At 70.8% G+C, this 20203-nt stretch carries 16 protein-coding genes and 1 pseudogene; 9 read left to right on the top strand and 8 right to left on the bottom strand.

Annotation, left to right across the window (positions count from 1 at the left end; all coding sequences use genetic code 11):
- The first annotated feature begins 198 nt into the window (after positions 1-198).
- Positions 199-1440, top strand: a complete 1242-nt coding sequence (locus tag OG758_RS06435; RefSeq protein WP_326709059.1) for an RNA-guided endonuclease InsQ/TnpB family protein — start codon at positions 199-201, stop codon at positions 1438-1440.
- On the opposite strand, the gene OG758_RS06430 is transcribed toward OG758_RS06435, so the two are convergent.
- Entirely contained in the window at positions 1437-3095 is a 1659-nt protein-coding gene (locus OG758_RS06430) for a PucR family transcriptional regulator (RefSeq protein ID WP_326709058.1), read from the bottom strand. The genes OG758_RS06435 and OG758_RS06430 overlap by 4 nt on opposite strands.
- Before the next feature lie 255 nt (positions 3096-3350).
- Between OG758_RS06430 and OG758_RS06425 the strand changes: the two genes are divergently transcribed.
- Positions 3351-4865, top strand: a complete 1515-nt coding sequence (locus OG758_RS06425) for an SDR family oxidoreductase (protein WP_382061319.1) — start codon at positions 3351-3353, stop codon at positions 4863-4865.
- A gap of 96 nt (positions 4866-4961) precedes the next feature.
- Here the strand turns inward: OG758_RS06425 and OG758_RS06420 are convergent, their stop codons facing one another.
- Complete coding sequence (locus OG758_RS06420; RefSeq protein ID WP_326709056.1) at positions 4962-5594, bottom strand: amidase family protein; 633 nt, start codon at positions 5592-5594, stop codon at positions 4962-4964.
- A 173-nt stretch (positions 5595-5767) separates the two neighbouring features.
- Between OG758_RS06420 and OG758_RS06415 the strand changes: the two genes are divergently transcribed.
- Together OG758_RS06415 and OG758_RS06410 are read left to right on the top strand one after the other, a co-directional pair.
- A complete protein-coding gene (locus OG758_RS06415) occupies positions 5768-6226 on the top strand; it encodes a hypothetical protein (protein ID WP_326716291.1) in 459 nt (152 codons plus the stop codon).
- Complete coding sequence (locus OG758_RS06410; RefSeq protein ID WP_326709055.1) at positions 6115-6501, top strand: class I SAM-dependent methyltransferase; 387 nt, start codon at positions 6115-6117, stop codon at positions 6499-6501. Before OG758_RS06415 ends, OG758_RS06410 begins: the two co-directional genes overlap by 112 nt.
- Before the next feature lie 512 nt (positions 6502-7013).
- Here OG758_RS06410 and OG758_RS06400 read toward each other — a convergent pair.
- Positions 7014-8288, bottom strand: coding sequence for a glycoside hydrolase family 10 protein (locus OG758_RS06400; protein ID WP_326709054.1), 1275 nt, complete (start codon positions 8286-8288; stop codon positions 7014-7016).
- A gap of 119 nt (positions 8289-8407) precedes the next feature.
- Between OG758_RS06400 and OG758_RS06395 the strand changes: the two genes are divergently transcribed.
- The 5 genes and pseudogenes from OG758_RS06395 to OG758_RS06380 all read left to right on the top strand — a co-directional run bounded on the left by OG758_RS06395 (position 8408) and on the right by OG758_RS06380 (position 13814).
- Positions 8408-9697, top strand: a complete 1290-nt coding sequence (locus OG758_RS06395; RefSeq protein WP_326709053.1) for a peptidoglycan recognition protein family protein — start codon at positions 8408-8410, stop codon at positions 9695-9697.
- An 867-nt stretch (positions 9698-10564) separates the two neighbouring features.
- On the top strand, positions 10565-10840 hold the full coding sequence (locus OG758_RS06390; RefSeq protein WP_326709052.1) for a hypothetical protein: 276 nt from the start codon (positions 10565-10567) through the stop codon (positions 10838-10840).
- 426 nt (positions 10841-11266) lie between these two features.
- Positions 11267-11419 (top strand): hypothetical protein, encoded by a 153-nt coding sequence (locus OG758_RS06385; RefSeq protein WP_326709051.1) that lies wholly within the window; start codon positions 11267-11269, stop codon positions 11417-11419.
- Between the two features lie 373 nt (positions 11420-11792).
- Positions 11793-12139, top strand: a pseudogene (locus OG758_RS48840) (IS481 family transposase); the annotation flags it as partial.
- Positions 12140-12341: 202 nt separating this feature from the next.
- The gene (locus OG758_RS06380; protein ID WP_326709050.1) at positions 12342-13814 is read left to right on the top strand and encodes a sialidase family protein; all 1473 of its coding nucleotides are present in this window, start codon (positions 12342-12344) and stop codon (positions 13812-13814) included.
- A gap of 148 nt (positions 13815-13962) precedes the next feature.
- Here OG758_RS06380 and exaC read toward each other — a convergent pair whose 3' ends face one another.
- From exaC to OG758_RS06355, 5 genes are all read right to left on the bottom strand, one after another.
- Positions 13963-15486 (bottom strand): acetaldehyde dehydrogenase ExaC, encoded by a 1524-nt coding sequence (exaC, locus tag OG758_RS06375; RefSeq protein WP_326709049.1) that lies wholly within the window; start codon positions 15484-15486, stop codon positions 13963-13965.
- Between the two features lie 54 nt (positions 15487-15540).
- Positions 15541-16839 carry a GAF domain-containing protein gene (locus OG758_RS06370; RefSeq protein ID WP_326709048.1) on the bottom strand — a complete coding sequence of 433 codons (1299 nt, stop codon included), beginning with the start codon at positions 16837-16839 and terminating at the stop codon, positions 15541-15543.
- A 157-nt stretch (positions 16840-16996) separates the two neighbouring features.
- A complete protein-coding gene (locus tag OG758_RS06365; RefSeq protein WP_326709047.1) occupies positions 16997-17593 on the bottom strand; it encodes an N-acetylmuramoyl-L-alanine amidase in 597 nt (198 codons plus the stop codon).
- A 60-nt stretch (positions 17594-17653) separates the two neighbouring features.
- Complete coding sequence (locus tag OG758_RS06360) at positions 17654-18685, bottom strand: acetamidase/formamidase family protein (RefSeq protein ID WP_326709046.1); 1032 nt, start codon at positions 18683-18685, stop codon at positions 17654-17656.
- A complete protein-coding gene (locus OG758_RS06355) occupies positions 18682-20175 on the bottom strand; it encodes an APC family permease (protein ID WP_326709045.1) in 1494 nt (497 codons plus the stop codon). Before OG758_RS06355 ends, OG758_RS06360 begins: the two co-directional genes overlap by 4 nt.
- Positions 20176-20203 lie beyond the last annotated feature (28 nt).

Below are 20203 nucleotides of genomic sequence, written 5' to 3'. Positions count from 1 at the left end.
ACCGGTTCAGCGGCCTCTTGCGAGGAACCCCGGGGGCTTCACCTCCGGGAGGGAGGAAGCGCATCCGGTGATGGCGATGCGGAGCCTCGCCGCGGCAAGGGGCGCGGCGTGCCCGCAAGAAATGCGGGCCGGATTGCCCGGTGAGGAATGTGCGCTGTTCGAATGCCGGTATGTCGCGCGGCGGGTAACGTCGCGGTCGTGAAGTTGACCGTGCAGGTGAAACTCCTGCCGACGCCCGTGCAGGCGGCGGCACTTGAAGAAACCCTGCACGCCTGCAACGAGGCCTCGACCTGGGTATCGTCCGTGGCATTCGAAAGAGATGTGAAACGCAACTTCACCCTGCGTGAGCACACCTACACCCAGGTCAAGGATCAGTGGGGGCTCGGAGCCCAGGCCGCCCAGCACGTCATCAAGAAGACCTGCGATGCCTACACCACGCTCAAGGCGAACCTCAAGGCAGGAAACCTCGGCAAGCCCTCCTCTAAACGGTACCGGCGGGCCACCGAAAAGCCGATCGCCTTCCGGGCGGAGGGCGCGCAGCCGTATGACGACCGGATGCTGTCCTGGCAGTACACCGAGCGCACCGTGTCGATCTGGACCCTGTCCGGCCGGATGAAAGACGTGGCGTTCACCTCCTCGCCCGAACATTTGGCCCGCCTTGCCTTGTATCGCAAGGGCGAGTCTGACCTGCTGTTCCGCGACGGCATGTGGTTCCTGGCCGCTACCTGCGAGGTCCCCGAGGCCGAACTCGACACCAGCGTCACCCAGTTCCTCGGGATCGATCTGGGGATCGTGAACATCGCGACCACCTCGGACGGTCAGATCATGGCCGGACGCCGCCTGAATCGCGGACGCCTCCGTGAGCGCACGCTGCGCACGAAACTCCAGCGTAAGAACACCCCGTCCGCCAAACGGCGCCTGAGGAAGCGGCGTCGTAAGGAGGCGCGGCGGGTGCGGGACATCAACCACAAGATCGCGAAGCATGTGGTGGCCGAGGCAGAACGCACCGGTCGCGGTATCGCCCTGGAGGACCTCACGGGCATCCGCGCACGGGTACGGCTTCGCAAGCCCCAACGGGCCACCCTCCACTCCTGGGCCTTCGCCCAGCTCGGAGATTTCATCGCGTACAAGGCCCGCAAGGCGGGTGTAGTGGTGGTGCACGTCGATCCGGCGTACACCTCCCGCACCTGCGCGCAGTGCGGGCACATCGACAAGGCGAACCGGGTCTCCCAGGCTCGCTTCGTATGCCGGTCCTGCGGATTCGTTGATCACGCAGACCGCAACGGCTCCCGCAACATCCGCCACCGTGCGGAAGAGTTGTGGAGATGCGGGGTGCAGTCAACTGCCCCAGACCCACCCCCGAACACCGGGCGTGGGACAGAACGCAAACGCAGCACCACAGCCAGTGGCGCCCGTTGTGCAAGGCCCAGAACTTTTTAGTTCCGGGGCGTTGACGGCAGCGGGATCAGCCCGGCCCGCCGCAGCCCCAGCTCCACCAGCAGCCGCACGTCGGGATCGGTGAGGTCGATGCCGCACAGTTCGCCGGCCCGGCGCAGCCGGTACCGCAGCGTATTGGTGTGGACCCCCACATAGCGGGCGGTGGCCGCCGCGTCACCGAAGAACACCAGGTGCGCGGCGACGGTGCGCGGCAGGTCCGTGCCGTGCCGCTCGTCGTGCTCGAGCAGCGCCGCCACCGCGTCGGCGGCCGACGGCACGTGCTCGGCGACCGCATCGGTCACCCGGAGCGCGTCCATGGCGAACCGGACGTCCTCGGCGCCGGCCGTCTCGGGACCGCCGCGCTCGCGCAGCACCCGCAGGACCTGGGCGGCCCCCGCACGGGAGGCGGCGGCGTCGCCGAGCCCTCCGACGGCGGGTCCCACCGCGACCAGCGGCCGCACCCCGGCGCCGCGCAGTACGGCGGCCAGGTCGCGTGCCAGCCGGTCCACGCCGTCCCCCGCCCCGGTCCCGGCCACCAGGACGTCGAGCCGGTCGCCGTCGCGGTGCGCGAAGGCCGGGGTGTGATGCGCGGCGACGCGGAGGGAGGCCAGATGGAAGGCCCGGTCCAGTACGTCCGGTGCGATCGCCGCCGCGGCGGTCGCCGTGAGTACGGTGCACGCCTGTCCGGCCTCGACCCCGAGCACGGCCGCCGCCGTGGCCACGTCCGGTGGGCGCTCTTCGAACAGGGCCCGCACCGCGTACCGGCGGCGGCTGGCGGCGGACCGGGACCGCAGCCGGTGGTGCAGCAGATGCGGTACGGCGATGACGGCCGCCTGCCGCAGCGCGTCCCGGGCCCCGGACGGCAGCGGTTCACCGTCGGCGGCCGCCCACAGCGACCCGAGGATCTCGTCGCCGGCCCGCACCGCGACGGCGAGGCGTTCGGGGAACCGCGCGTCCGCGGGCCGGTGCACCACGTCGCCGCTCGCCCACAGCGTGGTGAGGAAGCCGCTCTCGGCGAGTTCGGTCACCCGCCAGCTCGGTACCCGGCGGCCCAGGATCGTCAGCCTGCGCAGCGGGTCGGCGGTGTCGGCGGTCGGGGAGTACGCCAGGACGTTCGACTCGGGGTCCTCGACGGTGATCGCGCCGCCCACCAGCGCTGCCAGCGCCAGGGCGAGCCCCGGCAGATCACCGAGCGCCACATCGGCCGACGCCTCGGCGGGCGCCGTGCCGGTACGGGCGATGGCCGCCCGCAGCAGCCCGATCAGCTCGCCCCACTCGATCCACGGGGCCCGGGCGAGCAGGGCGGTCGACACCTCGTCGGCCGCCTCGGCGAGCGAGGGCGCGATCCCCTGGGCGCCACGCCGCAGCACCACGGCCGCCGCCCCGGCGCGGTCCGCCGCGCGCAGCACGCCCGCGGCGCCCGGCGCGGACGTGTCGACGCCGGGCGCGATGAGAATCCGCCCCCGTGCCTGCAAGGTCTCGCCCTCGTCGAACACCCCGGCCCCGCTCACCGGCACGTCCGTGCCGCACGGCGCCCGCAGCACCTCGAGCACGTCCGGCCCGACGACACCGACGGCCTGCCCCAGCGTGGGCGAACCACCACCGTGCGCGGCGGCGGCATCGGGCGAGGGGGGAGGGCCGGGCGGGGAAAGCTGCATGACCCAAGTGTCACCGATGCCGCCCGGCTGACGGCCCGGGGCGAGCGCTCGCCCGGCTCCGGAGCCGATCCCGGCGCTGCCTTCCACCACGGTTTCGGCCGGTTGAGGCGACGGGTGCGCAAGGGATCACCTGGTACTCGGGCTGAGTTGTGGCGACCGTCCTCAGCGCGTTGCGGGGACATCCGCGGGGCGGCAGTCATGATCGAACGGGAGAACACGGGAGCAGCGTCGGATCGAGTGCGTGGAGAGATGGTCGTGGACACGGACGGAAAGCACGGCGCGGAGCAGCTGCACTGTCTGGTCACCGGAGCGTCCGGATACATCGGAGGGCGCCTGGTACCGGAACTGCTGGAGGCCGGTCACCGGGTTCGCTGCCTGGCCCGCTCGCCGGACAAGCTGCGTGACCACCCCTGGGCGCCCGCCGCCGAGACGGTACGCGGAGACGTCACGGACGCCGCGTCGGTCGAAGCGGCCATGCGCGGCGTCGATGTCGCGTACTACCTGGTGCACTCCCTCGGATCCGGGTCCGGTTTCGAGGACACCGATCGCCGCGCGGCCCGGATCTTCGCCGAGCGGGCGCACACGGCCGGCGTACGGCGCATCGTCTATCTCGGAGGGCTCACACCGCAGGACGTACCCGAGAAGGCTCTCTCCCCGCACCTGCGTTCCAGGGCTGAGGTCGGTCGCATCTTCCTCGAAGCCGCGGTGCCCGCCACCGTGCTCAGGGCCGCTGTCGTCATCGGCTCGGGATCGGCGTCGTTCGAGATGCTGCGCTATCTGACCGAGCGGCTGCCGGTGATGGTCACGCCGAGCTGGGTGCACACCCGCACGCAGCCCATCGGGGTCCGCGACGTGCTGCGCTATCTCGTCGGCTCGGCCACCATGCCGACCGACGTCGACCGGGCCTTCGACATCGGCGGGCCGGACGTCCTGACGTATCGGGAGATGATGTGCCGCTACTCCGAGGTCGCCGGACTGCGGCGGCGGATCATCGTGCCGGTGCCCGTGCTCACCCCGCGGCTGTCCAGCCACTGGGTCGGCCTCGTGACCCCCGTACCGGCATCCATCGCCCGGCCCCTCACCGAGTCGCTTCGCCACGAAGTCGTCTGCCACGAGCACGACATCGCCCGCTACGTGCCCGACCCTCCGGGCCGGCCTCTGCCGTTCGACGAGGCCTTGGCACTGGCGCTGCGGAGGGTACGGGAAGCGCAGGTCGCCACCCGGTGGTCGTCCGCCGCCATTCCCGGGGCGCCCAGCGACCCGCTGCCCACCGACCCCGACTGGGCCGGCGGCAGTCTCTACCAGGACGAGCGGCAACTGCCTGTCGAGGCTTCCCGGGAGGCCCTGTGGAAGGTGATCGAGGGGATCGGCGGCGACAACGGCTGGTACTCCTTCCCGCTGGCCTGGGCGGTCCGCGGCTGGCTGGACCGGTTCGTGGGCGGAGTCGGCCTGCGCCGCGGACGACGTGACGCGGAGCGTCTGCGGGTCGGCGACTCGCTGGACTTCTGGCGCGTCGAGGAGATCGAGCCCGTACAACTGCTGCGGCTGCGCGCGGAGATGAGGCTGCCGGGTCTGGCGTGGCTGGAGATGTACGTCGAGACGGGGGCCGAGGGCGTTACCCGCTACCGGCAGCGCGCTCTGTTCCACCCCCGCGGCCTGCTGGGCCATGCTTACTGGTGGTCCGTCTCCCCCTTCCACGCCGTCGTCTTCGGCGGCATGGCCCGCAACATCACCCAAGCCGCCGCCAAGGGCATGAGCGCACGGAAGTAGGTCCCGCACCGGCTGCGTCCGGCACCCGTACCGCGAGCGAGACGGCGGCGAAAGCGCACACACCCCACGTCACCGCCAGGAAGTGAGCCCGCGCGGTCAGCTGACAGCCGGCCGGCGACCGGCCCAGGGGAGCACGAGTTCGAGGGTGTGGGACACCTGGAGCAGGAGGTCCTCCCGCCACGGCGCGGCGACGATCTGGATGCCGACGGGCAGGCCGGTGGCCTCGTCGTGGTGGACGGGGAGGGAGATCGCCGGCTGGCCGGTCACGTTGAAGACCGACGTGAACACCCCCATCGGACCGCTGTTCCGCAATGCCCTCAGGGGATCGTCCTCGGTGCCCGTCCGCCAGGCACCGACGAGCGGCGGAAGGCAGGCCATCGACGGCGTCACGAGGAGGTCGAAGCCGGCGAGGAGGCCCTCGACGATGCGCCGTGACAACTGCTGCGTCCTGCGCACCCCTTCCGCGTACGCCCACGAGTCGATCGCTCGTGCCGCCTCCCGCAGAGCGCGATTGTGCGGCTCGACACGGTCCGATTCCGCGAGCGTGGTCCCGGCACCGCCGACGTTCCACAGTGTCGTGAACGCGGTGACCAACTCGTCGGCCGGCGGCAGCGGAAGAGGGGTGTCGACGATGTGCCGGCCGGCCGATTCGAGCGTCCGAAGAGCGACGTCGACGGCTTCGACACACGCCGGGTGCACGCGTATCCCGTCGATCGGGGAACGTCGCATGGGCCGCCCCCGCGTACCTGTCCCCCTCTTGACCGTCTTGACCCGCGGTCCGCACCCGGCAGGCACGAGGCGACCCGGCGGGCGGGCCACCCCGCGGGCACGAGGCCAATCATGCGGGTCTCGGGGGACATTTCTACAAGACGCCCGGCAACCGAGCCGGTGACACTGCGAGCATGTCCAACAACCGGAAAGACTTCCCGCTGCCGGACGTCCGGTGGCCGCGCTACGGCGTTGACGCTCCAGCGTTCCCGGCGCTGCTCGGCGCCGCAGGCGCGGCCTGCTGCCTGGCCACCGGCCGGTGGCGGCCGGGACGGAAAGCGCTGGCAACCGCGGGGACAGCCCTGATCGCCCAGACCGGCATCTACCTGCACACCACTTTGCGCGGCAAACTGCGCGTCTGGAGGCGGGAGTTGGACCGGGCCGCCTTGAAGGGCGACGAGCAGCTCCTGGACCTGGGCTGCGGTCGCGGCGCGGTGCTGATCGAGGCGGCCAGACGGCTGCCGACGGGACACGCCGTGGCGTGGACCTGTGGTCCGGAAAGGACCAGAGCGGGAACCGCCCCGAAGTCACGCTCGCCAACGCCGCCGCGGCCGGGGTCTCCGACCGGGTGGACGTACATACGGCCGACATGACCGCATTGCCGTTCGCCGACGGCTCGTTCGACGTCGTGACGAGCGCGCTGGCGATCCACAACATCCCGTCGCCCGAGAACCGATACCGCGCGGTGGACGAGGCCCTGCGGGTGCTGCGCCCCGGAGGCCGCTTGATCGTCGCCGACTTCTGGCCCATGGCCAGGCAGTACGCCGACCACATCGGGCAGGGCACACTGCGCGGGCTCGGCCCCGAGTACTGGTACGGCGGCCCATGGCTCGGCGTCACCCTGCTGTACGCCGTCAAGGAGCGCTGAGCACGTTTGCACGGCGAGAGGCGCCTGACAGGCAAGTGCCAAGGCCGGGCGCCTCCTTGCCTCATCGCGGCCTCCGGAAGAACCCGAGCTCCTGCGCCGAGCAGCCCACCAGCAGGCACTTCGTCTACCGGCGGTACAGCGGCTTCGCCCACGCTGACCAATGAAATCGGTGCTCGGTGGGCCGCCTTGGGCAGGGCCGGTCCGGAAATGGACCGGCCCTCGGGACGCTGGGCAGGGGCCCTGCCGTCGGCGCCTGCCTCCACGGCTGCGGTACCTGCGACATCGCCCGTGCACACGGCGTGCCGGTCCCGTGCGACGGCAGGCTGGAGATCGGCGCGGGCCGCGCCACCCCTGCGGCCCTGCCGGGTTTCACTCGCCCTGGCGACGCCTCGGCCCCACATCGGGGCTCGCCGTGGAGTGCCACCGCAGCGGCGACCCAGCACCTCGCGGTGAAGCGAAGCCCGGCCGCCTCTTGGGCCGAGCCGCGCCCGGCGGTGCGCAGGGGTCCGGCCTCATGGCGTGCGAACCCGAGTCGGGTAGTGGTCGGCGACCACCCGGCTCATCGCGCCGAGCGGATCGGCGGCGACCTGCGTGGCCGAGAAGTAGACGTTGCCGCGCACCTGTGGGTAGTGGGTGTCGAAGTCGAGGTGACGGGAGAGCTCGGCCTGGTCCTGCCACGCGGCGGGCTGTCCGGCGACACCGACCTTGTACAACGCCTCGCCTACGTAGAGCTGGACACGGGTGCCGGAGACGACGTCGGACCACCAGGGCACCAGCACGCCGTAGTCGGCGGCGGCGAACCCTATGTTCCAGTACACCTGCGGAACGATGTAGTCGATCCACTCCTCCTGAACCCACTTGCGGGTGTCGGCGTGCAGATCGTCGTAGGTCTGCACGCCGGCAGTGGTTGCCGAGCCCAGCGGGTCGGTGCCCGCGTTGCGCCACACGCCGAACGGGCTGATGCCGAACCGCGTCCGTGGCCGGATCCGCTTGATGCGCTCGGCCATCTCCCGCACCAGCAGGTCGGTGTTGTTGCGGCGCCAGGCGTCGCGGTCGGGAAAGCCTGTGCCGTAGCGGGCGTATGCGTCGTCGTCCTGGAACGTCTGCCCGGCGACGGGATACGGGTAGAAGTAGTCGTCCCAGTGGACCGCGTCGATCGGGTAGCGGCGGACCGCGTCGAGCATGGCGTCCTCGACGAAGCGGCGCACTTCGGGCAGGCCCGGGTTGTAGTAGAGCTTGCCGCCGAACGACACGATCCACTCCGGGTGGAGGCGGGCCGGGTGTGTGGGCGCCAGAGCGGTGACATCGGTCGTGAGCGAGACGCGGTAGGGGTTGAACCAGGCATGCAGCTCCAGGCCGCGGCGGTGCGCCTCGTGCACCGCCGTCCCCAGCGGGTCCCAGCCCGGGTCGCGCCCCTGGACGCCGGTGAGGTACCGCGCCCACGGCTCGTAGGGCGAGGGCCACAGGGCATCGGCGGTGGGCCGTACCTGGAACATCACGGCGTTCAGGCGCCGTTCGACCGCCACGTCCAGCAGGTCGCACAGCTCCTGCCGTTGCTCCTCGGGCGAAAGGCCCGGCGCCGAAGGCCAGTCGGTGTTGGCCACGGTGGCAATCCACATGCCGCGCAGTTGCCTGTGCCCGGCGCCGTGGCCGCCGGCTACCGGCGCGTGCTCCGTCCCGGCACCCGCAGCCGGTGTGTCCGCCGCCTGTGCGTTGGCCGGCAGGGTCACGGCAGCGAGCGTGCCCGCGGCCGCGGCGGTGAAGGTTCTACGCGAGAGTCTCTCCATGTGTGCCTCCTGATCCTCCATCACGGTCCGCCGATAATGGGCCCGTTCTCTCCTTGGCGGCAACCACAAAATGGTCTAGTCCACTGTCGGATTCCCGCGGCTCTCCGCCCAGTGAGGGCTTGGCCGCGCAGTCGCCGGATCAGCTCAGCGGCGACAAGGCTGTTGGCGAAGAAACTCGTGAACTACGCCTGGTGAGCGTGTCGTTCGCCGCATATTCTCCGACGGGTCGCCCCCTCGACCCTGGTCTTTCCACTTACTTCGGAGTCCCCATGGTGATGCACGAGCACGAAGTCGATCGGCGCACCCTGTTCCGGGTCGGCCTCGGCACGGCAGTCGCCGCTGTCGTCGGCACGGAGGTGGCGTTCCCCGCCGCTGCCGGTGCGACCCCCTTGCCACAGTTCCCCTGGATCATCGACTGCGACACCTGGGGTGCGCGGCCGCCGGCCAGCCCGATCCAGATCACCGGCAACACCACCAACAAGATCATCCTGCATCACATGGATTTCCCTAACGTCACGGACTACTCCCGTGAGCACGCCATGCAGTTGGCGCGTGACTGCCAGGACCTGCACATGGACACGAACGGCTGGGCGGACACCGGCCAGCACTTCACCGTCAGCCGCGGTGGCTACGTCCTGGAGGGCCGCCACCGCAGCCTGGAGACCCTCGCCGCCGGCGAGCACCAAGTGACGTCCGCCCACTGCCCCGGGGAGAACGGCAACGCCATCGGGATCGAGAACGAGGGCACATACATAACGGAGACCCCGCCCCCGGCACTGCTGCACTCGCTGGTGAAGTTGTGCACCACGGTGTGCCGGCAGTTCCACCTGAACGCGTGGGACATCTTCGGTCACTGGGACTTCCGCCTGGGCACCGACTGCCCCGGCATCGCCTTCTACCGACTCTTCCCCCAGATTCGCAAGGGGGTACTGCATTCCATGGGTGTGTCGCCAGCCGCGGCACCGGCACGGCGCTGGCCGGACATCTGGCGGTTCGTCGACAGCCAGGTGGTACAGGTCGCCCAATACCTGCTGGTGAACGCCGGCTACAGCGACCTTTCCATCGACGGCGTGTTCAGCACCGAGATGAACACCGTCGTCGCCGACTTCCAGACCAGCCACGGTCTCGCCGTCACCCCCGACGCCACATTCGACACGGCCACCTGGGAAGCACTCGCGCCCTCCCTGGACAAGGACGCCTCCGGGCTGCCTGTCCAGGCCGTGCAGTATCTGCTCACCATCAAGGGCTACGCCGACACCGTCGGCATCACCGGCACCTATGACCACAACACCATGAAGGCGATCCAGGATATGCAGCGCCTGCACAGCCTCCACCCCGACGGCAGGGTCGACCTCAGCACGTGGTGTGCGCTGACCGGCGGCACCGTCCGTGAGGCTCTCACCCACTGAGCCATCTCCAGCTGACGGCCGACAACCGCACCCTCGATGAGCGGCCGCAAGGCCGCCCGCTCCAACCTTCGCTTCCACGGCCATCACGGCGTCGACCTCGAAGCTGAGAACGCGGGCACCTGAGAACCCCGGGGGAATTCCGCTCAGTCCGGTCCGGTGACCAGGGGAAACCCGTGGTCACCGGACCGCGATGGCGTCCCGCCGAGTGGTGTGACAGCGATCTCCGCGTAGCCCCTGGTCATGGGGTGGCCACCGCGCACCTCTGTGGTGGCCCGTCGCGGCGTTCGTCGCGGACAGCGTGCCCTGGCCCGCCGACCGCCAGGATCTGAGCTCCGCGCGGTATCTCCGCACGCGCGAGGAGCTGGCGGGCGGATTCGGGCGAGCGCAGGAAGTGCTGTCCCAGGTCCGCACGTACCTGGGAACCCCTGCTGCCTGCAACGTCGTGCGCGCGGCAGTGGCTGCAGCAGCGACGGCTGTGGCAGTGGCCGCCCTGCTGGCCCCTGCGATCTGCCTCATAACCCACCGTCACGTCCAACGCCCTTTGTCAGGACCTCTAAGCGCAGGCTCGGTTACTCAGTGCGGCCGGTCCCGGGTGCCCAGGACGGGCGAGGGAGAGGATGCGACGCTGGAGTGAGGAGCCCGCGAGTGGAGGTCCGAGCGCGTCACATCCGGTCCTGGGCCCTCTCCTTCGGCCTGGTGACCGCGTCCCGGTACGGCTCAATGGCTGCGGCGCAGATCCGAGCGGTCAGTCTGTGAGACCGCCGGCCAGCGGCACCACTCACCGAGCGTCGCCAGGCGGCGTCACCGCGTGGATCCGGCCCGCCGGGACCAGGACCGCGCGACCAACCCGGAAGGCAGGTGCGTCCCATGCGCACGTCGACCCGTATCGCCGGTGCCCTCACCGGCCTGACCCTCACCCTCGGCGGTGCGGTCCTCGCCGCCCCCGCGGTCCGGGCGGACATCCCCGCCTGCACACAGATGGCCGGACAGGCCGGTGCCACCGATTCCGGCGCCGTCACAGCGGCCTGCAGCCGTGGCGTGGTAGGAGACCTGCAGAGTTGTGTGACCGGGCTGACCGGGGCCGGAGTGGCGGGCGGCGCCGCGACCGGTGCCTGCCGGGCGGCGGCCCATGAACCGCGTTAGCGGCGGCCCACGAACCGCGTGAGCTGGCCGCGCGCCTGTCGGCCCCCGGTACCAGCCGGAGGCAGGGCACGGCCCGTCTCCTCTCCAACCTCCGGCCTGCCCGGGCACAACGCGGCTCCGGTGGGCAGCCTCGACGGCAAGCACATCGACGGCGCCCCGCTCTCTGCCGACGCGCACGCGGCGTACCGATGCGGCCGGTCGAGGGCGGTGACATCGTGCCTCTCCGGGGCCGGGCAGTCACCGCCCGGGCGCGGCGCCGGCCTCCCCTCGCGGGCCTCATGCGCAGCGCCCACGCTGAGTAGGAGGGCGCCGTCGTCTGGAGACTTGTCCTTCCCGAAGGCCGGACGAAGGCGCCTGAGAGGAGGAGGAAGTCATGCGCAGGCGAAGAATTCTGGCCTCGCCCTGGCCGCGGCAACTCTTGCCGGCGTGAGCGCCGTCGGCGCTGCCGGCGCCGAGGCCGCCTCGTCTCCGAACATCACCAGAGACGAGTGCACGGCCGCCGGCGGACAGGTCACGGCACGCCCCAACGACGGCTACGTCTGCGCGATGCCTGACGGGACCTCGCAGCCGATCACTTGATCAGTCAGTGCACCGCTGGGCAACCACCCCGGCCGGTGCACCCGCCGCGGTGCGTACGGCGTGACGGCACCCGGTCCACCGTCGGTGGCTCGCCCACACCCGTCCCGACACCGCGGCACTCGCGATGGTGGACGTCGACCGCCCCGAAGCCGAGGCCGTCACCGCTTCGAGGCGGTCCGCGGCGTCATGAACACCGCGCTCGCCGCTGTCCTGAAACGGCCTCGGCCACGTCGTCGTACGGGGACTGACGAGGTTGTCCGGATGTCCCAACTGTATGAATCACGAAGGTTGTTGACGCTCGGCAGGTCCTGAACTCGGCGAAGACCTCCGATGTGGTGGGAGCTGTCCAGGAACTCACCGCACGGAGGTCTTCGTGTCCCACCGTGATGCCCCGCTGACCGTCTTCGGTGGGCGGCTGCTGGTCTAGCGCGTCTGCTCGGGCCGACCGGTCGCGCCTGTTGCGGCCGAGCTCGATGGGCACATCCGGTGCCCCTGCCCACATGCCGGGCACCACGACCGCTCCATCCGCCCTGGGCCACTTTCTGCCGGACCCTCCCCGCCGTCGCGCCCCGCGTCTGCGACCTGCGCCGGAGCCGCAAGCTCGACCCCGCGGGGATCGATACGATCCTGACGCCTTCCCACCTTCCTGCCGCCGCCTTGCCCGTGCACCCGATCCCGGCCCGACACGGCCCGAACCGTCCGGCCTTGCTGGACAGGCCCGGCCGGCTCGTCCGCCGCGCCATGCTCCTCCACGACCCCGGGGAGGACTCCGCCTTTCGGCCCATCAAGGGCACCGGCGACAACGCCGAAAAGGATCAAGCGGAGTCGCCCCACCCCCACGTTCCGGTACGCCTCCGTGCCCCAGGCCGCCCCGATGACGGCGGTCCCGTACCCCGGCCGCGAGGCCCGGAGGAGATCCCGCATGCGCGTCTTCCTGCCCCTGACCGCCGTCACCACCGCCGCGCTCCTGCTCGTCTCGGTCACCGGCGCGACTCCCGCCGCAGCGGACCGGAACCCCGGCGGCACACGACTGGTCAAGGTGTCCCACGGCGACCCGTACGCGCACTGCACCATCGGCGCGAGGTCCCCCGACAGCATCGTCTACCCGGCCACCGAGGTCGAGCCGTACCTGTCCGTCGATCCGCGCCACCCGAAGCGCGTGGTCACCGTGTTCCAGCAGGACCGCTGGAACGACGGCGGCGCCCGCGGCCTGGTGGCCGGCTGGACCACGGACGGCCACACCTTCCACCGGAGCACACTGCCCTTCAGCCTGTGCGCCCCCGGCGGCGCGGACTTCGAACGGGCCACCGACCCCTGGGTGAGCACCGGACCGGACGGCACCGTCTACGCCGGCGGGGAGGGCGTCGACTTCACGAAGAGCACGCGCACAGGCCTCCTGGCCGTCACCTCCCGCGACGGCGGCCGCACCTGGCGGAACCTCACCACCACGCACGTCGACAAGCAGCCGTTCTTCAACGACAAGCCCTCAATCACCGCCGACCCCATCCGCAAGGGCACCGCCTACCAGGTCTGGAACCGCCTCGACAACGACCCGCCCGGCCCCAGCTCCCTCGACGGTCCCGGCTACATCTCCCTGACCCGCGACGGCGGGCGCACCTGGAGCAAGGCCCGGCCGTTCGTCGACACCAGCACCGTGCCCAACACGCAGACCATCGGCCACCAAATCGTCGTCGACCGGCGCACCGGCACTCTGTACGACTTCTTCGACCGGATCACTTACGCCGACGACCTGAGCACCGTCGTCGAAGCCCACTACGCGATGGTCACCTCGACCGACGCCGGAAAGACCTGGAGCGCCCCGGTCACCGTGGCCCGGGACACCTCCGTACCGGAGGTCGACCCGAACGACCCCACCAAGCTGCTGCGCGCCGGGTCCACCCTGCCCAGCCCGGCCATCGACCCCAAGACGGGCACGCTGTACATGGCCTACGAGGGCGCGGACTTCTCCGGTGGCAAGTTCGACTCCGTCCAGCTCGTGCGGTCCACCGACCGCGGACGCACCTGGGGGAGCCCGGAGCTGATCAGCCCCATGGGCGTACCGGCCTTCTCCCCCTCGATCGCGGTCGACGAGCGGGGCACGGTCGCGCTCACCTACTACGACCTGCGCTTCCTCAAGCCGGGCGACACCACCACCCTGCCCACCGCCTACCAACTGGCCACGCTGCCCCACGGAAACCCGAAGCGCCGGACCGAACGGCGGATCTCGCGGGTATTCGACTGGCTGCAGGCGCCGTTCGCCGGTGGCTACTTCCTCGGCGACTACCAAGGCCTGGTGGCAGACGGCAAGGGAGTACGGGCGGTGCTCACCGAGACCCACTCCGGCGCACCACACAACCGTACGGACGTGTACACCAGCAGTCTCCGCACCCGCTGACCGACGCGGACGCCGTCGGCCGGCCCGACAGCCGACGGCTGCAGACAGACTGCTGCTGCCGGTCATCCCCTCGATTCTCGCTCCGAGCGAGTCGAGCCAAAGGCGCCTGCCGGGCAAAGGCCCCGGTCAGGCGCCTTTTCTCGTGCCCCTAGAAGAAGCCGAGCTTCTGGGCCGAGTACGACACCAGCAGGTTCTTCGTCTGCTGGTAGTGCTCCAGCATCATCTTGTGGTTCTCGCGGCCGATTCCCGACTGCTTGTAGCCGCCGAAGGCGGCGTGGGCCGGGTACGCGTGGTAGCAGTTCGTCCAGACGCGGCCCGCCTGGATCGAACGGCCCGCCCGGTAGGCCGTGTTGATGTCTCGGGTCCACACGCCCGCGCCGAGGCCGTACAGCGTGTCGTTGGCGATCTTGATGGCGTCGTCGTAGTCGGCGAACGAGGCGACCGAGACGACCGGGCCGAAGATCTCCTCCTGGAAGATCCGCATGCGGTTGTTGCCCTCGAAGATCGTGGGCTGGACGTAGTACCCGCCCGCCAACTCGCCGTCGTACTCGATCTGCTGACCGCCCGTCAGGACCTTCGCGCCCTCCTGCTGGCCGATGTCCAGGTAGGAGAGGATCTTCTGGAGCTGGTCGTTGGACGCCTGGGCGCCGATCATCGTGTCGGTGTCGAGCGGGTTGCCCGGCTTGATGGCTTCCGTACGCGCGATCGCCGCGTCGAGGAACTCGTTGTAGTGGCCCTGCTGGATCAGCGCACGCGAGGGGCACGTGCAGACCTCGCCCTGGTTGAGGGCGAACATCGTGAAACCCTCGAGGGCCTTGTCGCGGAAGTCGTCGTCCTTCGCCCACACGTCGTCGAAGAAGATGTTCGGCGACTTGCCGCCGAGTTCAAGGGTGACCGGCTTGATGTTCTCGGACGCGTACTGCATGATCAGCCGGCCCGTCGTCGTCTCGCCGGTGAACGCGACCTTCGCCACGCGCGCGCTGGAGGCGAGCGGCTTGCCCGCCTCCACGCCGAAGCCGTTGACGACGTTCACGACACCCGGCGGCAGCAGGTCGGCGACCAGGCTCAGCCAGTAGTGGATGGACGCCGGGGTCTGCTCGGCGGGCTTGAGGACGACCGCGTTACCCGCGGCGAGCGCCGGGGCCAGCTTCCAAGTGGCCATCAGGATCGGGAAGTTCCACGGAATGATCTGCGCCACGACACCCAGCGGCTCGTGGAAGTGGTACGCGATCGTGTCGTCGTCGATCTCGCTGAGCGAGCCCTCCTGGGCGCGCAGGGCACCCGCGAAGTAGCGGAAGTGGTCGATGGCGAGCGGGATGTCGGCGGCGAGCGTCTCGCGGACCGGCTTGCCGTTCTCCCAGGTCTCGGCGACCGCCAGCTTCTCCAGATTCGCCTCCATCCGGTCGGCGATCTTGAGGAGGATGTCGGCGCGCGCGGTGGGCGACGTACGGCCCCAGGCGGGGGCGGCGGCGTGCGCCGCGTCGAGGGCGCGCTCGACGTCCGCCTCGGTGCCCCGGGCGATCTCCGTGAACGGCTTCCCGTTGACCGGACTCGGGTTCTCGAAGTACTGGCCGAGGGCCGGCGGCACGTACTCGCCGCCGATGAAGTGGTCGTAGCGGGCCTGGTAGGAGACGACTGAGCCGTTGGTACCGGGCGCTGCGTAAAGGGTCATCTTGGCTGGCCTCCCGTGCGAGCCGCCCGCCGTTGGGCAGCTTTCGCACGGAGGCTAGGCGCGCGGACGTTGCAGATACGTTGCGTACGACGTCGGGGAGCTTGGCGCGGCCTGCTCCGCGTCGAGCTCCCTGAGACGGGCCAGCACGGGCGGCGCGGGACGCACCGAGGCCAGCGCCCGCCACACGTCGAGGTCCTCCTCGCCCCACGGTGCGTGTGCCCAGTCCGCCAGCAGGTCGGGGTCGCCCCGGGCGATGAGCGCGGCCCGTATCTCGTCGGTGAGCCTGCGCCGTACACGAACGACGGCCGGAGCCTGCGAGCCGGGCAGCAGCGGTCCGCCGAACGCGGCGGCGGCCGCCGTCACCGCACCCGTCCCCAGGCGTCGCTCGACCGTCCCGAAGTCGGACTCGACGGGGGACGCCAGGCGGTAGGGGCGCGAGCCGAGGATGTCGGGGCCGAGTACCCGGCGCAGGCGGGCCAGTTCGGCCCGCAGCGTCACGGGTGTGACCGACTCGTCCTCGTACAGCGCGCACAGCAGCTCGTCGCCGGTCAGGCCCTCCGGGTGGCGGGCCAGCAGGACGAGGATCTCGCTGTGCCGGCGGCTGAGTCGGATCTTGCGTCCGGCACTGGTGACGATCAGGGCCTCGTCCCGGCCGAGCGCCGTGAGCCGGAGGCTGTCCGCGTCCGAGGGCGGCGGTGCGAGCAGCGCGAGCTGGGACTCCGCCGCACGGGCCACCGCCTGCACGAACGCCAGGCTGTGCGGATGGGCCAGCCCGTCCCCGCCCGTGATGTCGACGGCGCCGAGCAGCCGCCCCGAACGCGGATCGTGCACGGGGGCCGCCGCGCAGGTCCACGGCTGGACGCGCCGGATGAAGTGCTCGGCGGCGAACACCTGGACGGGCCGGTCGACCGCCACGGCCGTACCCGGCGCGTTCGTCCCCATCGCCGTCTCCGACCAGCGCGCGCCGGGCACGAAGTTCATCGTCCCGGCCCGCTGCCGGGTCGTCCGGTCGCCCTCGACCCACAGCAGCCTGCCGTGCGCGTCGCACACAGCGAGGAGATGCTCGCCGTCCCGGGCGAACGTCCCCATGAGTTCACGGAACAGCGGCATGACCCGGGCCAGGGGATGCTCGGCGCGATACGCCCCGAGATCGCCGTCGCTCAGCTCCACCGACGCCGACGCGTCCGGGCTGACGTGCGCCCCGGCGGAGCGCCGCCAGGAATCGGCCACCACGGAGCGCACCGGCCGGGACACGGTCCCCGCGGCGGTGAACCTCTCGTGCGCGCGGCGCAGGACCCGGACCCGCTCGGACGGATCGGTGCCCGGCTCCAGGGCCACCCATGGATCGGTCAAGTCGGCCTCCCCGGCGGGCGATGCGGCGGTGCATCGCTGTGGGGACATCGTCGCGCCGGGGACGCATACGGACAAGCGTCCCGACACTGATCCGCACGGATGCGTCACAGTGCGTGCGCGCCGGGCAGGCCGACCCCGCTGCGGTCCTGCCCGCCCCTCAGGCGAAGTTGACCATGCGGATGTAGCGGGACCAGTCCCAGTACGGGCCCGGGTCTGTGTGGTCCGTGCCGGGGACCTCGGAGTGCCCGAGGATGTGCTCGCGGTCCATCGGAATGCCGTACTTGGCGCAGATCGCTGCCGTGAGGTTGGCGGACGACTGATAGAGGGCGTCGGTGAAGTACTCCGGCTGGTCGACCCAGCCCTCGTGCTCGATGCCGATGCTGCGGGTGTTGTAGTCCCAGTTCCCCGCGTGCCAGGCGATGTTGCGCTCGCGGACGCACTGGGCGATGTGGCCGTCGGACGAGCGGACCACGTAGTGCGCGGAGACCTGCTTGGCCGGGTTCTGGAAGATGGCCAGGGCGTCGGCGTACGTCTCCTGAGTGACGTGGATGATCACGTAGTTCAGGGGATAGGTGGTGGGGCGGCTGGACGCCGTGTAGTTGGAGGTGCTGGCCGGGACGGACTCGGCGCCCGGATAGTCGACGGCCTGCGCTCCGGCGGAGGCGCGGGCGGCGGGAAACAGGGCTGCGGGCACGGCGGCGAGGGCGCCGGCCTGGAGTAACCGGCGCCGGCTCGGAAGTGGCCTTCGGTCCATGACGGGTCTGCCTCTCTGGTGGGGGCGGTGGGGCAGGGCCTTGTCAACGATCGTGTGTCGTCAGAAGGTGCGGTGGTCCGGGCGGGGGAGCGTCGCGGCGACGTCCCTCAAGTGCGCGTGCAGCCCACGGTGGGTGTCCCGTGCCGGCAGCCATTCCTTACGGAGCTTCGCCACGCAGGTGTAGTTCGTGTCGCAGACGTTGGCGATCGGGGACTCGACGGTCTGCGAGGCGAACTGGTACGCGTCGAGCTCACTGAAGCCGTAGTCGCGCTCCAGCCAGCGCACCAGGTCGAGTTGGGATATCCGGAACGCGTCCTCGAGGGGCCGCGCCGACCCCGTCGAGATGATGTGCGTGTCGGACTCGATGCGTGGCCACGGTGTGGCGACTCCCTTGAGGAGCTCGACGATCACGACGGTCCGCATGGCGCACTCGACGGCGACGCCGCACGTCTCACCCTCGCCCTGCCGCGCGTGCCCGTCACCGAGGCTCAGCAGCGCGCCCTCGACATTCACCCCGAGATAGCAGGTGACGCCCGCGCGCATCTCCGGCGAGTCCATGTTGCCGCCGTGCGCGTCCGGGACCAGGGCCGAGCGGACCTCGAGGTTCGCGGGCGCCACGCCGACCGTTCCGTGCATCGGATCCATCGGCAGCTCGACCTGGAGGTCGCTGTCGTGCGCGGTGAACCGGGCGGTGCGTCGCTCCCGGTCGAGGTGCCACATCCATACGACCTCGGGCAGCGGCGGCTGGAGTGTGGCCGTGGTGTGGGTGGACGTGAGCGCGCCGAACAGCGGGACCGTCGTGGAGGCTGCCCAGTCGCGGGCCGGTTCGACGGACACGAAGTGCACCGCGACCGTGTCACCGGGTTCGGCTCCCTCGATGTGGAAGGGCCCGGTCTGCGGATTGAGGAACGGGAGCTCGCACACCTGCGACACCAGATCCTTCTCGGACCGTACCCGCCCACCGAAACAGTCCTCCGTGTACAGGTCCAGGACCGTGCCCGGTGCGATCCTCGCGACGGGTGGCGCCCCGCCGAATGTGTAGGCGTACTCGCCCGGCTCGGGCCGCACGGTCAGGATCCGGGGGTCGCTCATCGCTGTACTGCTCCACTCTGTGAGGTGGGCGCGTCAGGGTCCGCGCCCCGGTCCGGTTCTCCGTCGGATGCGTCGTCGTCGAGATGGACGCGTCCGGTCTCCGCTATTCGTTCCGGATGGCGCCGCAGGAGCACTGCGAGCACCACGATCCCCGCGAGCATCCACACGGCGACGACCGGGCCCGCGTAGGACACCGGCGCCGTCAGCTCCGACACGAAGTCGAAGACCGGTAGGCCCGCGGCCGTCAGCAGCGCGGGCACGAAGGCGACGATGCCGAGGAGCGGGAAGACGAGATGGCGCACCGGGCGCAGCGCGGAGCGACCGCGGCGCAGGAAGTATCCGCCACAGGAGAGGTTCGCCACGATGTACACACCGATGATGACCGTGACGATCACCGTCGCCAGGAGCAGGAACGCCGTCACCGGGTCGTAGGCGAAACCGAGCCCGAGCATGGCCGCGACCGCGACGACGAACTGGACGGCGACGCCGGTGACGGGGGAGCGGCGCTGCGGGTGCAGGCGCGCGAAACCGCTCGGGAAGACGCCGATACGGCCGAGAGCGAACGCCGTGCGCGTCGAGACGTTGGCGCACGCGTTGGCGTTCGCGATCGTCGAGTTCACCACGGCAAGGAACACCAGGACCCAGAAGAGGCCGAACGACGCGCGGGCCACGCCCTCCCACGACGCGGCGCCCTCCGCCCCGAACGTCGCGAACCTGCCGGGCCCGAAGTACACCGACATCGCGTACGTCGTCAGTACGTAGAAGAGCCCGATCGCCAGGGCCGCCCCGAGGACCGCCCGGTGCATGGTGCGCCGCGGATCGCGGGTCTCCTCGGCGAGGGGCGCCGCCGCCTCGAACCCGGCGAACGCCAGCACCGTGTACACCGAACCGGCGAAGACGCCGCTCAGGCCCTCGTATCCCGGTGCCGTATGCGAAGTGCCGAACACCGAAAGGGTGTTGTGGCTGCCGGCCTTCGAGATCAGCAGGATCGCGAACGCCAGGAAGACGACCACCTCGAAGGCGCCGAGCACCGTCCCGAAGCGGGCCGACGCCCGCACTCCGAAGTAGCCCGCCACAGCGATGATCACCGCTCCGGCGAGCGACCACGGCCACCACAGATCCGCGGGGTACGACGACCACTCGTTGTGCAGCGTCCCGGCCGTGGTGAAGCCCAGTTGCAGCAGAAGCAGGGGCGGCACGAGGGCCTCCACGAACACATAGCCCCAGCCGACGAGGAAACCCACGCTCGGATGGAGGCCGCGCGCGGCGTACGTCGCTACGGAGCCGGCCGCGGGCAGTTCGCGTGCCAGCTCCGCCACGCACGACGCCGTGAACAGGCAGGCCACCAGCGCGATCAGCACGGACAGCGGCAGACTGCCGCCCGCGAACGCCGTACCCGCCGGGATCGACGCGGCGACCGCGGCCGCCGGGGCCATCGCCGTAATGCTCTGGAACAGGACCTCGCGCAGCCCGATCGCCCCGCGTCGCAACTCCGTTCCGTTCTGAACGCTTGCGCCC

Source organism: Streptomyces sp. NBC_01474, assembly GCF_035918215.1.
GTDB lineage: Bacteria > Actinomycetota > Actinomycetes > Streptomycetales > Streptomycetaceae > Streptomyces > Streptomyces aureus.
This window is presented reverse-complemented; position numbering and strand designations above follow the sequence as displayed.

What these genes read in the sequence shown, in the direction of transcription:
- OG758_RS06430 (WP_326709058.1), bottom strand. Translation starts at nt 3,095, where the DNA reads ATGCAGCTTTCCCCGCCCGGCCCTCCCCCCTCGCCCGATGCCGCCGCC.
- OG758_RS06420 (WP_326709056.1), bottom strand. Translation starts at nt 5,594, where the DNA reads ATGCGACGTTCCCCGATCGACGGGATACGCGTGCACCCGGCGTGTGTC.
- OG758_RS06415 (WP_326716291.1), top strand. Translation starts at nt 5,768, where the DNA reads ATGTCCAACAACCGGAAAGACTTCCCGCTGCCGGACGTCCGGTGGCCG.
- OG758_RS06400 (WP_326709054.1), bottom strand. Translation starts at nt 8,288, where the DNA reads ATGGAGAGACTCTCGCGTAGAACCTTCACCGCCGCGGCCGCGGGCACG.
- OG758_RS06390 (WP_326709052.1), top strand. Translation starts at nt 10,565, where the DNA reads ATGCGCACGTCGACCCGTATCGCCGGTGCCCTCACCGGCCTGACCCTC.
- OG758_RS06380 (WP_326709050.1), top strand. Translation starts at nt 12,342, where the DNA reads ATGCGCGTCTTCCTGCCCCTGACCGCCGTCACCACCGCCGCGCTCCTG.
- exaC (WP_326709049.1), bottom strand. Translation starts at nt 15,486, where the DNA reads ATGACCCTTTACGCAGCGCCCGGTACCAACGGCTCAGTCGTCTCCTAC.
- OG758_RS06365 (WP_326709047.1), bottom strand. Translation starts at nt 17,593, where the DNA reads ATGGACCGAAGGCCACTTCCGAGCCGGCGCCGGTTACTCCAGGCCGGC.
- OG758_RS06360 (WP_326709046.1), bottom strand. Translation starts at nt 18,685, where the DNA reads ATGAGCGACCCCCGGATCCTGACCGTGCGGCCCGAGCCGGGCGAGTAC.